This is a genomic window from Geodermatophilus amargosae, assembly GCF_041028265.1.
In the GTDB taxonomy this organism is placed as follows: Bacteria; Actinomycetota; Actinomycetes; order Mycobacteriales; family Geodermatophilaceae; genus Geodermatophilus; species Geodermatophilus amargosae_A.
Genome location: NZ_JABGCW010000002.1, coordinates 214,158 through 228,682, shown reverse-complemented (window position 1 = coordinate 228,682; position 14,525 = coordinate 214,158). Strand labels below are relative to the sequence as shown.

Sequence of the window (14,525 nt, the reverse complement as noted above, 5' to 3'; positions counted from 1 at the left end):
CTGGACGGGCCGCACCGCCTCTGCGGGACCGGGGTCCGGTCCGGGGCGGTGCAACCCGTCCAGCGTACCCGAGCGGCCGGGACCGGGTCGAACGCGGTCCCGGCCGCCCGGAGGGCTCAGCTGGCCGGCGGGCCGGCGGGGCGGCTGGCGGCGCGGCGACGGCGCGGGCGCGCCCCGCCGACCGCGGTGCCGGTGCCGTCGTCGGCGGCCGGCGCCTCGGGGTCGGCGGCCGGGGCCGGGTCGTCGGGACCCGCACCCGCGGGCACCTCGGGCTCGGCCGCGGCATCGGGCTCGGTCATGACGTCCCCCTCGGGATCGGCGACGGACGGCTGGGCGGACGGGGCCACCACGGACGGGGCCTCGACGGACGGAGTCTCCACGGACGGGGCCTCCACCGGGACCGGGATGTCTGCGACCAGCAGGGCGGGGTCGGCCTGCGCGTCGTCCTCCCGAGCCGGCTCCTCGGACTGGGGGGCCTCGGGCTGGGGGGCCTCCGGCTGCGGGGCCTCCTCCGGCTCGGTGACCTCCGCGCCCTGGACCTCGGACCCGTACTGGACCGTCACCTCGACCTCGGCGGCGTCGTCGGCGGCCGTGTCGTCCTCGGCCGGGTCGGGGACGGCGGCGGCGGCGAGCACCGCGGCGTCCTCGGCCGCACGCTCCTCACCGGACTGGCCGCGGTTGCGGCGGCCCCGGTTGCGCCGGCCCCCGCCGGAGCGCTGCCCGTCGCCCTCGCCGGCCGGAGCCGCCTCGGGACCGGTGTCGGGCGCCGCGGCCTCGACCTCGGCCCGCTCGGCGTCCCTGCGCTCGGCGTCCTTGCGGCCGTTCTGGTCACGCCGGCCACCGGAGCCCTGCCCGCCGGACCCCTGCCCACCGGACCCCTGCCCACCTGGGCCCGAGCCCGGGCCGGAGCCGTTCCCGCCGCGACGGCGGTCGTCGACCGGGTCGGTGCTGACCAGGACGCCCCGGCCGCGGCAGTGCTCGCACGGCTCGGAGAACACCTCGAGCAGGCCCTGCCCGACGCGCTTGCGGGTCATCTGCACCAGGCCCAGCGAGGTCACCTCGGCCACCTGGTGCTTGGTGCGGTCGCGGCCCAGGCACTCGGTGAGCCGGCGCAGCACCAGGTCGCGGTTGCTCTCGAGCACCATGTCGATGAAGTCGATGACGATGATGCCGCCGACGTCGCGCAGCCGGAGCTGGCGGACGATCTCCTCGGCCGCCTCCATGTTGTTGCGCGTGACGGTCTGCTCGAGGTTGCCGCCCGAGCCGGTGAACTTGCCGGTGTTGACGTCGACGACGGTCATCGCCTCGGTGCGGTCGATCACCAGCGAGCCGCCCGAGGGCAGCCACACCTTGCGGTCCAGCGCCTTGGCCAGCTGCTCGTCGACGCGCAGGTCGCGGAAGACGTCGCCCTCGCCGGTGTGCCGGGTCAGCCGCCCGGACAGCTCCGGGGAGACGTGCGCGACGTAGGCCTCGACGGTGTCCCAGGCGTCGTCGCCCTGGACGACGAGCTCGCTGAAGTCCTCGTTGAACACGTCGCGGATGACGCGGATGGCGAGGTCGGGCTCGCCGTAGAGCAGCGACGGGGCGTTGCTGGAGGACTGCGACCTCTGCTCGATGACCTCCCACTGCGCCTGCAGCCGGGCGACGTCGCGGGTGAGCTCCTCCTCCGAGGCGCCCTCCGCGGCGGTCCGGATGATCACGCCGGCGTCCTCGGGGACGATCTTCTTCAGGACGTCCTTGAGCCGCTGGCGCTCGGTGTCGGGCAGCTTGCGGCTGATGCCGGTCATCGAGCCGCCGGGCACGTAGACCAGGAAGCGGCCGGGCAGGTTGACCTGCTGGGTCAGCCGCGCGCCCTTGTGCCCGATCGGGTCCTTGGTGACCTGCACCAGCACCTTGTCACCGGACTTGAGCGCCTGCTCGATCGAGCGCTGCTTGCCGGACAGGCCGGCGGCCTCCCAGTTGACCTCACCGGCGTAGAGGACGGCGTTGCGGCCCTTGCCGATGTCGACGAAGGCCGCCTCCATGCTGGGCAGCACGTTCTGCACGCGGCCGAGGTAGACGTTGCCGGCGAAGGACGTCGCCTGCGCCTGGGTGACGTAGTGCTCGACCAGCACGCCGTCCTCGAGGACGGCGATCTGGGTGCGCTCGCCGCGCTGGCGGATGACCATGCGGCGGTCGACCGCCTCGCGGCGGGCGAGGAACTCGGCCTCGGTCAGGATCGGCGCGCGGCGGCGGCCGGTGTCACGGCCCTCGCGGCGGCGCTGGCGCTTGGCCTCCAGGCGGGTGGAGCCGGCGACGCCGCGGACGTCGTCGTCGCTGGTGCTGCGGCCGTTGCGGCCGGCGCGCTCCGGGCGGTCGTCGTCGTCCTCGGGAGTGGTCTCGGCGGCCTCACCGCCGCGGCGGCGACGGCGACGGCGGCGGCGGGTGCTCGACCCGCCCTCGGCACCGTCCTCGCCCTCGGTGTCCTCGCCGGTGTCGGCGTCCTCGTCGTCCTCGTCGTCGGCAGTCCGGTCCTCGGACGTGCCCGCGGCGGAGGCGCGCTCGCCGGCGTCGTCCTCGACCTCGGCGTCGGCGTCGGCGTCGGCGGACTCGTCCCCGTTGCGGCCCCGGCCGCGTCCGCGGCGCCCGCGCCGACGACGGCGGCTGCTGCCGGCGTCGTCGCGGTCGGCGTCCTCGGCCGCGTCCTCGTCGGTGGTGTCGTCGGCGGTGTCGTCGGTGGTGTCGTCGTCGGCGGTGTCCTCGTCGACGTCCTCGTCGACGTCCTCGTCGACGGCGACCGGCTCGTCCGCGACCTGCTCGTCGGCCCGGTCCTCGGCGGGCCCGCCGCGCCGGCGCGACCGGCCGCGGCGCGAGCGCGGCGCCGGGGTCTCCTCGTCGTCCTCGACCGGCGCGGCGACGTCCTCGACGTCGGGCGACTCGGCCACCGGCCGGCGGCTGCGCCGGCGCGGGGCGGGCGCCACCTCGGCCTCGGGGGCCACGAAGGTGATGAAGGCCGGGGTGACCGGGGCGGTGACCGGCGGCAGCGGTTCGACGGTGCCGGGGTCGGCCGCGCCGGCCGGGCGGGTGGCGCGGCGGCGGGGCCGGGCGATGACCGCCGTCGGCTCCGGGGAGCTGAACTGGGCCCCGAAGGGCGACCGGCCCGGCTCCTCCTCGGGCTCGTCCTCCGGTTCCTGGGTCCGGAGCTCGGCCACGGCCGTCTCCGCCGGCTCCCCGTCGGGGGTCTCCCCCGTCGCCGCGTCCCCCCTCAGCACCTCCTCGACCGGCGCGTCGCCGGGCGGGAGCGCGACGGTGCCCGCGCCCGCGTCCTCGGGAGTGGGGATGTCGCTGGTCGTGTCGTCGTCCTGGTCGGCCACGAGGGCTCGCCTCCTGTGTGGTGCTCCCGGGCGCCGATCCCCCAGCAGGGGACGAGCAGCCGCGCAGGTGCACGGGTTGGGCGGACCGGGCGGCCGCTCGGGGTACGGCGGCGAGTCCGGCTCGCGAAGTCTGGGGTCGGTCCCGCGCGGCGGTCGCCGCGGCCGGGGCCGGACTGCAGGTGGTGCGGACTGCAGGTGGTGCGGTGGTGCGGATGGTCTCGGGTGGTGCCCTTCCGGGGCGGCACGTCTGGCAGCCGTGTCGCTCGACGGCGCGGGAGCGGCCGGGCTCCCCGGTCAGACGGCGGCGTGCTCCCCCTGGCAGCGGGCGCGCGCCGCACGGTCGGGACCGAGCGGATCGGCCACGGTCCCGCTGTCGTCGAGCCGGCCCTGCGCCTCACGCACGGCCCGTGGGGGCGACGGCGGGCGCAGGTCGGCGACGGCAGCGAGAGCGGCCACCACGTCGTCGGGTCGAACAGCGGGCGTCACCTGCCGGACGACCACGTGCAGTATGGCACATCCTGCCGCCCCGCCCGCGGACGCGGACGCGATCGGAGCGCGGGCGTCGACGTCGCGGAGCCCGTTCTTGGTGCGCTTGGCCACGGTGACCTCCCCGGCGGCGAGGAGGGCGGCCACGGCCGACTCCAGCTCCGCCGGCTCGATGCCGGGCAGCTCGACGCGCCACCGGGTGGCGTCGATGCGGTCGGCCAGCGACCCGCCGCCCTCGGCAGCCTCCACGCACTCGACGACGTCGATGCCCGGGGGCAGCGAGTCGTCCAGGGCGGTCCGCACGGCCTCGGGGTCGCACCGCTGGGCGAGGCCGATCTCCAGGTACTCGGCCTCGCTGGCCGCCCCGGTCGGCGCGGCGCCGACGTAGCTGATCTTCGGGTGCGGCGTGAAGCCGGCGGAGTAGGCCATCGGCACCCGCGCGCGGCGCAGCGCCCGCTCCAAGGCGCGGGCGAGGTCGCGGTGGGAGGCGAACCGCAGCGGGCCGCGCTTGGCGTAGCGCAGCCGCAGCTTCTGCACGGTCGGCGGCGGGGGCGGGCCGTCCGGGGAGCGGGCCATGGCGTGTCCTCCGGCCTCAGCGACCGACGACGGTGAGCGGCAGCAGGCTGCGCCCGGTGGGCCCGATCTGGATCTCGGTGCCGTTCGTCGGGCAGACGCCGCAGTCGTAGCAGGGCGTCCACCGGCAGTCGGCGACCTCCTCCTCCGACAGCGCGTCCTGCCAGTCGTCCCAGAGCCACTCCTTGTCCAGCCCCGAGTCCAGGTGGTCCCAGGGCAGGACCTCGTCCTGGGTGCGCTCGCGGGTGGTGAACCAGTCCAGGTCGACGCCGAGGGGAGCCAGCTCCGCCGCGGCCGCGGCGGTCCACCGCTCGAAGGAGAAGTGCTCGCTCCAGCCGTCGAACCGGCCGCCCTCGCGCCAGACCCGCTCGATGACCCGGCCCACCCGGCGGTCGCCGCGGGAGAGCAGTCCCTCGATCACGCCGGGCTTGCCGTCGTGGTAGCGCAGGCCGATGGAGCGGCCGATCCGCCGGTCGGCGTTGATCGCCTGCCGCAGGACCCTCAACCGGTGGTCGATGGTCTCGGCGCTGGCCTGGGCGGCCCACTGGAACGGGGTGTGCGGCTTGGGCACGAAGCCGCCGATGGAGACGGTGCAGCGGATGTCCTTGCGGCCGCTGGCCTCGCGGCCGGCGCGGATGACCTCCACGGCGAGCTCGGCGATCTCCAGCACGTCCTCGTCGGTCTCCGTGGGGAGTCCGCACATGAAGTAGAGCTTCACCTGCGTCCAGCCGTTGGCGTAGGCCGTGGTGACGGTGGCGACCAGGTCCTCCTTGGACACGGTCTTGTTGATCACGCGGCGGATCCGCTCGCTGCCGCCCTCGGGGGCGAAGGTGAGCCCGGACCGCCGTCCGTTGCGGGACAGCTCGTTGGCCAGGGTGACGTTGAAGGCGTCCACCCGGGTCGACGGCAGCGACAGGCCGGTGTTGGTGCCCTCGTAGCGGTCGGCGAGCTCCTTGGCCACCTGGCCGATCTCGGAGTGGTCGGCGCTCGACAGCGACAGCAGCCCGACCTCCTCGTACCCGGTCGCGCGCAGGCCCTGGTCGACCATCGACCCGATGCCGGTGATCGTGCGCTCGCGGACCGGGCGGGTGATCATCCCGGCCTGGCAGAACCGGCAGCCGCGGGTGCAGCCGCGGAAGATCTCCACGCTCATCCGCTCGTGCACGCTCTCGGCGAGCGGGACCAGCGGCGTCTTGGGATAGGGCCACTCGTCGAGGTCCATGACGGTGCGCTTGCCGACCCGCGCCGGGACGTCGGCACGGGTGCGGGTCACCGCCGCGATCGCGCCGCGGGGACCGTAGGAGACGGCGTAGAAGCGCGGCACGTAGACGCCGTCGACGCGGGAGAGGCGGGCGAGCAGCTCCTCGCGCCCGCCGGGCCGGCCCTGCTGCTTCCACGCCGCGACCACGTCGGTGACGTCGCCGACGGCCTGCTCGCCGTCGCCGAGGACGGCGCAGTCGACGAAGTCGGCGATCGGCTCGGGGTTGAACGCCGCGTGCCCGCCGGCGACGACGACGGGGTGCGTCTCGTCGCGGTCGACCGCGTGCAGCGGGATCCCGGCGAGGTCGAGCGCCTCGAGCAGGTTGGTGTAGCCGAGCTCGGTGGCGAAGCTGACGCCGAGGACGTCGAAGTCGCGCACCGGGCGGTGGGCGTCGACGGTGAACTGCCCGACGCCGTTCGCGCGCATCAGGGCAGCGAGGTCGGGCCAGACGGCGTAGGTGCGCTCGGCCAGGGCGTCGGGGCGCTCGTTGAGGACCTCGTAGAGGATCATGAGGCCCTGGTTGGGCAGCCCCACCTCGTACGCGTCGGGGTACATCAGCGCCCAGTGCACGGCGATGTCGTCCCAGGCCTTGACCCGGGCGTTCAGCTCGCCGCCGACGTACTGGATGGGCTTCTGCACCTGGGCCAGCAGGGGCTCGAGACGGGGGTACAGGCTCTCTCCGCTCATGACCGGTCCAGGGTAGCCGCCCCACCCGGCCGGCCCGGGCCCCGTCTGCGCCGACCGGCACCGGTGCGTGAGCGCAAGTACACTGACCGTGACCAACGGGGGCGGTCGCCGAGGGGGAGCATGGTCCGGCCGACCCGGGACACCGGCGCGCTGACGGACGCGGAACGCGTCCTCCCCACCCGACTGCGCGGCTGGTCGGCCGTGGTGCTCCCTCCCGGCCGGGCGATGGGCCCCGAGCAGTGGGCCGCCCACCACACCGTCGTCGTCCGGGCGCTGCTGGTCCTGCTCGCGGCGGTGCCGGTGTACGCGCTGGTCCGCGGGCACGACCTCGCCTCCGCGGCGCTGCACACCGCTCCCCCGGCCCTGCTCGCCCTCGCCGCGTGGACGCCCTCGCTCCGCCGCAACACCCGCGCCGCGGCCGCCGCACTGGGGCTGATGACGACGGCCGCGGTGGTCGTGCAGTTGTCCGACGGCGCCACGGAAGCGCACTTCCTCTTCTTCGCGCTGCTTCCCCTGGCCGCCCTCTACTCGGCGCGCGCCCCGTTCCTGCTCGCCGTCGCCTTCGTCGCCGTCCACCACCTGGTCCTCGGCAGCCTGCTGCCGCACCGGGTCTTCGCGCACGGGTCGGACGCCCTCCCGATGGCACTGCTGCACGCTGCCTTCGTGCTGGTCGAGAGCTGGGCCTGCCTGGTCGCCTGGCAGCACTTCGACGACCGGCGCGAGCACGTCGAGGCGCTGGTGTCCGAGCGGACCGCGGCGCTCTCGGCCCAGCGCGACGAGCTGGCCCGGCTGGCCGCCGTCGTCCAGACCACCGGTGACGCCGTGGTCACCGCCACGCCGGACGGGCGGGTGACCACCTGGAACCCCGGCGCCGAGCGGCTCTACGGCTGGGCCGCCCACGAGGTCCTCGGCCGGCACGCCTCCCTGCTCTCGGCCGGGCAGGAGCTGCCCGCGGACCTCACCACGCTGCCCACCGGCACGATGGAGCGGCGGCAGCGCCGGCGGGACGGCTCGGAGTTCGACGCGCTGGTCACGCTCTCGGTCATCCGCGGCGACGACGGCACGCCCACCGGCGTCGCGGCCATCACCCGGGACATCACGGGCCGCAAGCGCGACGAGGCCGAGGCCCGCGCGACGGCCTCCCAGCTGGAGCGGCAGGCCGGCGAGCTGGCCCGCATGGCGCTGCACGACCCGCTCACCGGGCTGGCCAACCGGACGCTCATGCAGGACCGGCTCGAGCACGCCCTCGCCGACCGCCGGGCCCGCCGGCACGCGGTGCTGCTGCTCGACCTCGACGACTTCAAGACGGTCAACGACACCGCCGGGCACGAGGCGGGCGACGCCGTCCTCGTCGCCGTCGCCCGGCGGCTGGAGTCCTCCGTGCGGCCCGCCGACACCGTCGCCCGGCTCGGCGGCGACGAGTTCGTGGTGCTCATGGAGGACGTCGAGGGGCGCCGCGACGTCGTCCCCGTGGCCGAGCGGCTGATCACCGCGCTGCGCCGGCCGGTCGAGTGGGGCGGTGAGCGGTTCACGGTCGGCGGCAGCGTCGGCGTCACGTTCACCGGCGCCACCGACCGCCGCGGCATCGACGACCTGCTGCGCGATGCCGACCTCGCCATGTACGTGGCCAAGGCCGGCGGCAAGGACCGGGTCCGGGTGTTCGAGCGCGGGATGCGCGAGGAGGTCGCCGCCCAGGACGAGCTCGTCCGCGACCTGCGCGCCGCCGTCGGCACCGGCGAGCTGCGGGTGCTCTACCAGCCGCAGGTCGACCTGCGCAGCGGCGCGGTGACCGGCGTCGAGGCGCTGGCGCGCTGGGAGTCGGGCACCCGCGGGCTGGTCGAGCCCGCCGGCTTCATCCCGGTCGCCGAGGCCACTGGCCTGATCGGCGAGATCGACGACTGGGTCATCGGCCAGGCATGCGCCCAGCTGCGCGCCTGGGACGACGCCGGCCTGCCGCCGCTGCGCGTGGCGGTCAACGTCTCGCCGCGCCGGCTGGCCACCGGCGACCTCGCCGTGAGCATCGCCGCGGCCACCCGGGACGCCGGCGTGGACCCCGCCCGGCTGGAGATCGAGGTGCCCGAGGCCGTGGCCGCCGGTCCCGACGCCGCGGCCGGCCTCCGCGAGGTGCGGGCGCTGGGCGTGCACGTGGCCATCGACGACTTCGGCACCGGTGCGTCGTCGCTGTCGCGGCTGCAGGACCTGCCGCTGGACCGGCTGAAGATCGACCCGTCGTCGGTGGCGCTGCTGACCGCGGGTGCTGCGGCGGGCTCGGTGGCCGACGCCGTCATCGCGCTGGGCAACAGCCTGGGCCTGCAGGTCGTGGCCGAGGGGGTCGAGCAGCCCGCGCAGCTGGCCGCCCTGCGGTCCCTGGGCTGCGACGCCGCCCAGGGGCACCTGTTCGGCTCCCCCGTCCCCGCCGCCACCGTCGAGCGGCTGGTGCGCGCCGGCCGCCCCCTGCCCGGCGCGGCCTAGTCGAAGCACCCCCTCGCCCCCCGCGAGCTCGCGGCGGGTCCCCGCGAGGGGGCCGACTGATCGGATGGAGATGTCTCACCTGAGCAGCAGCCGCTGCAGCCGGCGGGCGCCCAGCGCCAGCCCGGCCAGGCCCGTGACCGCGAGATGGGCGACCGAGCCGAGCAGCGCCCACCGCACGTCGCCGGTCACGAGCCCGCGGACCAGCTCGATGCCGTGGTAGAGCGGCGTGCACTCGACGACGACCTGCAGCGGCGGCGGATAGGTCGACAGCGGGTAGAAGGTCGTGGAGAACAGGAACAGCGGCAGGATCGCCACCTGCACGAACTCGAAGTCCTGCCAGCCGCGCAGGAAGGTGCTCGCGGCCAGCCCGACGGCGGCGAAGGCGAACCCGATGAGGACGGCCGCCGGCAGCGCCAGCAGCGCCCACCAGGACCCGACCAGGCCCATCGCGAGCATGACGAGCAGGAACGCCGTGGAGTAGACGGCGCCGCGCATCAGCGCCCACACCGTCTCCCCCACCGCGGCGTCGGCGGCCGACACCGGCGTGGCCAGGACGGCGTCGTAGAGCTTGGCGTAGCGCAGCTTGAAGAACAGGTTGAAGACGGCGTCGTAGATCGCGCCGTTCATCGCGGCCGAGGCGAGCAGCGCCGGGGCCACGAACTCCTGGTAGGTCAGCGCGCTGCCGGTGTCGGTGACCACGTCGCCGACCATCGCGCCGATCCCGACGCCGATGGAGAACAGGTAGAAGAACGGCTCGGCGAACCCGGAGACGAAGACCACCCAGCTGCGCCGGGCCACCAGCAGGTTCCGGTACACCAGCTGCCCGGCCCGCCGCGGCGACACCGGGTACAGCGGCACCACCCGCAGCAGCAGCGAGACCGGGCGGGTCGCCGTCGGGACGCCGGTCACCGGACCAGCCGCCGCTGCAGCGCCCGGGCGGCCAGCCAGGTCCCGGCGGCCGTCCACAGCGCGAGGTAGCCCACGTGCCGCAGGGCGGAGCCCGCCTCCGCCGTTCCCAGCGCCAGGTCCCGGGCCAGCGCGACGCCGTGCCACAGCGGGGTGGCGTAGGCGAACCACTCCAGCGCCAGGGGCAGCTGCGCGACCGGGAAGAACGTCCCGCTGAACAGGAACATCGGCACGATGAGGAACCGCTGCAGCGCGGCGAACGCGGCGTCCTCCTCCAGCCGGGCGGCCATGGCGGTGACCGGGGCGGCGAAGGCCAGCCCGGTGAGCAGCGCGACCGGCAGGGTGAGCACCACCAGCGGGCCGGCCGCCGCGCCGAAGAGCACCAGGACGACGAGGAACGCCGCGGCCGACGTCGTCACCCGGAACGCGACGTAGAGCAGGTGGCCGGTCAGCAGGTCGCCCGGGCGGGCCGGGGTGGCGAGCACCGCCTCGTAGAGCCGGTCCCACTTCAGGGCTCCGAGCACCGGGTAGGACGACTCGCCGGTCGCGGTCTGCATGGCCGCGGCCACCAGCAGGCCGGGTGCGAGGAAGGCCAGGTAGCCCACGCCGCCGGGGACGCCCGGCCCGCGGTCGACCAGGCTGCCCAGGGTCAGCCCCATCGCGGCGAGGAAGAGCACCGGCTCCAGGACGCTGCCCAGCGCGCTGCTGCGCCAGAAGTGCCGGTGCGCGGTGAGCCGCTGGGCGAGGAAGGAGCGGGCGGCCGGGGACGGGACCACGTCAGTCCACCAGCGTGCGGCCGGTGAGCCGCAGGAAGACGTCCTCCAGCGAGCTGCGCCGGACCAGGGACGACAGCGGCCGCAGCCCGAGGGCGAGGACCTCCGAGAGCGCCGCGTCGCCGTCGGCGGTGTAGAGCAGCAGCCGGTCGGGCAGCACCTCGACCCGCTCGGCGGCGCCGCGGGCGACCAGCGGGGCCAGCGCGTCGGCGTGCGCGGCGGCCCCCGCACCGCCCTCGGTCAGCGGGAAGCGCAGCTCGCACACCTCGCGGGTGGACCAGGCGGCGATCAGCTCGGCGGGGCTGCCCTCGGCGGCGATGCGGCCGCGGTCCATGACGACGAGCCGGTCGCACAGCTGCTCGGCCTCGTCCATGTAGTGCGTGGTCAGCACGAGGGTGACGCCCCGCTGCTTGAGCCGGTAGAGCCGCTCCCAGAGCACGTGCCGGGCCTGGGGGTCCAGGCCGGTGGTGGGCTCGTCGAGCAGGACGACGTCGGGCTCGTTGACCAGGGCCCGGGCGATGGTGACCCGCCGCTTCATCCCGCCCGACAGCGGCTCGACCCGGTCCTTCGCGCGGTCGGTGAGCTGCACGAAGTCCAGGAGCTCCGCGGTCCGCTCGCGCACGGTCGCGCGGGGCAGGCCGAAGTACCGGCCGTAGACCAGCAGGTTCTCCTCGACGGTGAGCTCGAGGTCGAGGTTGTCGGTCTGCGGGACGACGCCGAGGCGGGCGCGGATGGCCGGCCCGTCGACGGCGGGGTCCATGCCGAGGATCCGCAGCTCCCCCGCCGTCGGCGGCGAGACGGCGCCGACCATCCGCATGGTCGTGCTCTTGCCGGCGCCGTTGGGCCCGAGGAAGCCGAAGGACTCGCCCGGCGCGATGTCGACGTCGATCCCGTCGACCGCGGTGTACCCGCCGAAGCGCTTCACCAGGCCCCGGGCCCGGACCAGTGGCTCCCCCATGCCCCCCATGCTCTCCCCGGCCCCGGGGGCGGGGTCGAGCCGGTCCGTCAGAGGGAGGGGAAGAAGAGCGCGACCTCGCGGGCGGCGGACTCGGCGGAGTCCGAGCCGTGCACGATGTTGGACTGCACCTCGAGGGCGAAGTCGCCGCGGATGGTGCCGGGCGCGGCCTTCACCGGGTCGGTGGCGCCGGCCAGCGCGCGGAATGCCTCGACCGCCCGCGGCCCCTCGACGACGAGGGCGAGCAGCGGGCCGCCGGTGATGAACTCGACCAGCGAGCCGAAGAACGGCTTCTCGCGGTGCTCGCCGTAGTGCTCCTCGGCGACCTCGCGGGTCAGGGTGCGCAGCTCGGCGGCGACCAGCCGCAGGCCCTTGGCCTCGAGGCGGGCCACGACCTCCCCGACCAGGCCGCGGGCGACGCCGTCGGGCTTGACGAGGACCAGGGTGCGATCAGTCACGAGGCGGCACCCTACGGGACGGCGCGTGTCAACCCGGGTTGACAATCCGTCCGGCGTCAACGAAGGTTGACACATGGCCACTCCCACCGACGTCACCACCGCCGCTGCGGCCGACGACCCGGACACCGGCCTGCGCGCCGTCCGGGCGCTGCGCGAGCTGGCCGAGCGCCTCGAGGTGCTGCAGGTCGGCAACGCGCGGGCGCGCGGCTGGTCGTGGCAGCAGATCGCCGGGGCCCTCGGCGTCAGCCGGCAGGCCGTCCACAAGAAGCACGCCCGGAGCAGGAAGGACGTCTGAGGTGTTCGAACGCTTCGCCCACGAGGCCCGCACCGCGGTGGTCGTGGCCCAGGAGGAGGCCCGCGACCTGTGCGCCGAGCGGATCGAGCCGGTGCACCTGCTGCTCGCGCTCACCCGCGACCCCGGCCGCGGCGGGGCGGCCCTGCGGTCCGTGGGGCTCGACCACGCCACCGCCCGCGACGCGCTGACCCGGTCCGGCGGGCCGCTGGACGCCGACGCCCTGGCCGCCGTCGGGATCGACCTCGACCAGGTGCGCGCCGCGGCGGAGTCGGCCTTCGGCGCCGGCGCGCTCGATCGCGCACCGCTCGGGCGCACCGGGCACATCCCGTTCGGCGACGGCGCCAAGCGGGCGCTCGAGGGCGCGCTCCGCCACGTCCTGGCCCAGCCGCGCCGGCGCCGCGACCGGGTCATCGACACCGGGCACCTGGTGGTCGGTGTCCTCGCGGTCGGCGACCCGGTCGTCGTGCGGGTGCTGCGGCACCTGGGCACCGACGTCGTCCGGCTCCGGGAGGGGCTCGACGGCGCGTCGGCCGCCTGAGGCCGCTCGGCCCGGTCGGTCGGCGGGCGTCAGTCGGCGGGTGTGGCCGGCTCGCGGAACGGGGAGCCGAGGAGGTCCTTGCGGACCTGCAGCAGGTAGAGCCAGATGAGCACGAAGACGCCGCCGACGAACCACATCGACGAGTCGATCAGCCCGGTGAGCAGCAGGGGCACCTGCAGGGCGGTGGCGATCTCCAGGCCCCGCGGTCGACGCTGGATCCCCGAGGCCAGGACCAGGACGACGGCCAGCACGAGCAGGATCGTCAGCCGGGTCCCGTCGAGACCGCCCGCCGTCTGCGCGATGGCCCGCGGGACGAACAGCACCGCGATCCCCTCGAGCAGCAGCACCGCGGCGGCCGCGCCGCGCAGCGCCCTCCCGGCCCGGACCGGGTCGGGCGCCGTCACGAGCGGCCGCCGAGCACGGTCCGCGCCTCGCCGGCGGTGACGACACTGCCGGTGACCAGCACGCCCGAGCCGCCCAGGGCGTCGTCGGGACCGGCCTCGGCCAACTCGATCGCCTCGGTGAGCGCCTCGGGCAGCCGCGGGGACACGCTCACCCGGTCGGCGCCGAACACGTCGACGGCCAGCGCGCCCAGCTCGTCGGCCGGCATCGACCGCGGCGAGCCGTTCTGCGTCACCACCAGCTCGGCGCAGACGGTCTCCAGCTCGCGCAGCATCCCCTCGACGTCCTTGCCGTGCACCGCCGCGACGACCCCGACCAGCCGGGTGAAGTCGAAGGACTCGCGGATCGCCTCCACGGTCGCGGCCATGCCGGCGGGGTTGTGCGCGGCGTCGACCAGCACCGTCGGGCTGGTGCGGACCCGCTCGAGGCGGCCGGGCGAGCGGACGGCGGCGAACGCGGCCTGCACGGTCTCCTGGTCGATCGGCCCGGTGGCCGCGCCGGCGCCGAGGAACGCCTCGACGGCGGCCAGCGCGGTGGCGGCGTTCTGCGCCTGGTGCGCGCCGAACAGCGGGAGGAACAGCTCCTCGTACTCGCCCCCCAGCCCCTGCAGGCGCAGCTGCTGCCCGCCGACGGCGACCCGGCGGTCCAGCACGCCGAACTCGGTGCCCTCGCGGGCGACCACGGCCTCCACCTCGACCGCGCGGCGGACCAGCGCGTCGAGCGCCCCCGGCTGCTGGCGGGCGAGGACGGCGATCGCGTCGGCCTTGATGATCCCGGCCTTCTCGCCGGCGATCGTGGGGACGTCGGGGCCGAGGTACTCGGCGTGGTCCATCGCCACCGGCGTGACGACGGCGACCCGCGCGTCGACGACGTTCGTGGCGTCCCAGGTGCCCCCCATGCCGACCTCGACGACGGCGACGTCGACCGGCGCCTCGGCGAAGGTCGCGTAGGCCATGCCGACCATGACCTCGAAGAAGCTCATCGGGTGCTCGCCGGCGGCGTCGACCATCTGCACGTAGGGCGCGATGTCGTCGTAGGTCTCGACGAAGCGCTCGGCGTCCACCGGCTCGCCGTCGAGGACGATCCGCTCGCGCACCGACTGCAGGTGCGGGCTGGTGAACCGGCCCACCCGCAGGCCGAAGCCGCGCAGCAGCTCGTCGACCATGCGCGCCGTCGTCGTCTTGCCGTTGGTGCCGGCGACCTGCACCACCGGGTAGGCGCGGTGCGGGTCGCCGAGCAGGTCGACGAGGGCGGCGATGCGACCCAGCGAGGGCTCCAGGCGGGTCTCCGGCCAGCGGGCCAGCAGCTCCTTCTCCACGCGGCTCAGGTCGCTGCTCATCCTCCCCAGGATGCCAGCCGGGGGGAC

12 protein-coding genes are annotated in these 14,525 nt (G+C 75.6%); 3 read left to right on the top strand and 9 right to left on the bottom strand.

Annotated elements, in window-relative coordinates:
• Positions 1-116: 116 nt before the first annotated feature.
• From HLV61_RS02035 to HLV61_RS02025, 3 genes are all read right to left on the bottom strand, one after another.
• Positions 117-3,353 (bottom strand): Rne/Rng family ribonuclease, encoded by a 3,237-nt coding sequence (locus HLV61_RS02035; protein WP_369252453.1) that lies wholly within the window; start codon positions 3,351-3,353, stop codon positions 117-119.
• A 294-nt stretch (positions 3,354-3,647) separates the two neighbouring features.
• A complete protein-coding gene (locus tag HLV61_RS02030; protein ID WP_369252451.1) occupies positions 3,648-4,415 on the bottom strand; it encodes a TIGR03936 family radical SAM-associated protein in 768 nt (255 codons plus the stop codon).
• A 16-nt stretch (positions 4,416-4,431) separates the two neighbouring features.
• On the bottom strand, positions 4,432-6,360 hold the full coding sequence (locus HLV61_RS02025; RefSeq protein WP_369252449.1) for a TIGR03960 family B12-binding radical SAM protein: 1,929 nt from the start codon (positions 6,358-6,360) through the stop codon (positions 4,432-4,434).
• 120 nt (positions 6,361-6,480) lie between these two features.
• Between HLV61_RS02025 and HLV61_RS02020 the strand changes: the two genes are divergently transcribed.
• Positions 6,481-8,832 (top strand): putative bifunctional diguanylate cyclase/phosphodiesterase, encoded by a 2,352-nt coding sequence (locus HLV61_RS02020; RefSeq protein WP_369252447.1) that lies wholly within the window; start codon positions 6,481-6,483, stop codon positions 8,830-8,832.
• Positions 8,833-8,907: 75 nt separating this feature from the next.
• On the opposite strand, the gene HLV61_RS02015 is transcribed toward HLV61_RS02020, so the two are convergent.
• From HLV61_RS02015 to ndk, 4 genes are read right to left on the bottom strand one after another with little or no spacing between them, the layout of a single operon-like run.
• On the bottom strand, positions 8,908-9,741 hold the full coding sequence (locus HLV61_RS02015) for an ABC transporter permease (RefSeq protein ID WP_369252445.1): 834 nt from the start codon (positions 9,739-9,741) through the stop codon (positions 8,908-8,910).
• On the bottom strand, positions 9,738-10,514 hold the full coding sequence (locus HLV61_RS02010) for an ABC transporter permease (RefSeq protein ID WP_369252443.1): 777 nt from the start codon (positions 10,512-10,514) through the stop codon (positions 9,738-9,740). The genes HLV61_RS02015 and HLV61_RS02010 overlap by 4 nt, the downstream gene beginning before the upstream one ends.
• 1 nt (position 10,515) lies before the next feature.
• Positions 10,516-11,469 (bottom strand): ABC transporter ATP-binding protein, encoded by a 954-nt coding sequence (locus HLV61_RS02005; protein WP_369252441.1) that lies wholly within the window; start codon positions 11,467-11,469, stop codon positions 10,516-10,518.
• 47 nt (positions 11,470-11,516) lie between these two features.
• Positions 11,517-11,924 carry a nucleoside-diphosphate kinase gene (gene ndk, locus HLV61_RS02000; RefSeq protein WP_369252439.1) on the bottom strand — a complete coding sequence of 136 codons (408 nt, stop codon included), beginning with the start codon at positions 11,922-11,924 and terminating at the stop codon, positions 11,517-11,519.
• A gap of 73 nt (positions 11,925-11,997) precedes the next feature.
• On the opposite strand from ndk, the gene HLV61_RS01995 reads away from it, so the two are divergent.
• Positions 11,998-12,219 carry a helix-turn-helix domain-containing protein gene (locus tag HLV61_RS01995; protein ID WP_093582915.1) on the top strand — a complete coding sequence of 74 codons (222 nt, stop codon included), beginning with the start codon at positions 11,998-12,000 and terminating at the stop codon, positions 12,217-12,219.
• A 1-nt stretch (position 12,220) separates the two neighbouring features.
• Positions 12,221-12,757, top strand: a complete 537-nt coding sequence (locus HLV61_RS01990) for a Clp protease N-terminal domain-containing protein (RefSeq protein ID WP_369252437.1) — start codon at positions 12,221-12,223, stop codon at positions 12,755-12,757.
• A 29-nt stretch (positions 12,758-12,786) separates the two neighbouring features.
• On the opposite strand, the gene HLV61_RS01985 is transcribed toward HLV61_RS01990, so the two are convergent.
• Complete coding sequence (locus HLV61_RS01985; protein ID WP_369252435.1) at positions 12,787-13,161, bottom strand: DUF4233 domain-containing protein; 375 nt, start codon at positions 13,159-13,161, stop codon at positions 12,787-12,789.
• Positions 13,158-14,498 carry a bifunctional folylpolyglutamate synthase/dihydrofolate synthase gene (locus HLV61_RS01980; RefSeq protein WP_369252433.1) on the bottom strand — a complete coding sequence of 447 codons (1,341 nt, stop codon included), beginning with the start codon at positions 14,496-14,498 and terminating at the stop codon, positions 13,158-13,160. The genes HLV61_RS01985 and HLV61_RS01980 overlap by 4 nt, the downstream gene beginning before the upstream one ends.
• Between the last annotated feature and the right edge of the window lie 27 nt (positions 14,499-14,525).

Excerpts from the sequence above, each read along its gene's own strand:
- HLV61_RS01995 (WP_093582915.1), top strand. The coding sequence starts at position 11,998 with ATGGCCACTCCCACCGACGTCACCACCGCCGCTGCGGCCGACGACCCG.
- HLV61_RS02025 (WP_369252449.1), bottom strand. The coding sequence starts at position 6,360 with ATGAGCGGAGAGAGCCTGTACCCCCGTCTCGAGCCCCTGCTGGCCCAG.
- HLV61_RS02020 (WP_369252447.1), top strand. The coding sequence starts at position 6,481 with ATGGTCCGGCCGACCCGGGACACCGGCGCGCTGACGGACGCGGAACGC.
- HLV61_RS02030 (WP_369252451.1), bottom strand. The coding sequence starts at position 4,415 with ATGGCCCGCTCCCCGGACGGCCCGCCCCCGCCGCCGACCGTGCAGAAG.
- HLV61_RS02005 (WP_369252441.1), bottom strand. The coding sequence starts at position 11,469 with ATGGGGGAGCCACTGGTCCGGGCCCGGGGCCTGGTGAAGCGCTTCGGC.
- HLV61_RS01980 (WP_369252433.1), bottom strand. The coding sequence starts at position 14,498 with ATGAGCAGCGACCTGAGCCGCGTGGAGAAGGAGCTGCTGGCCCGCTGG.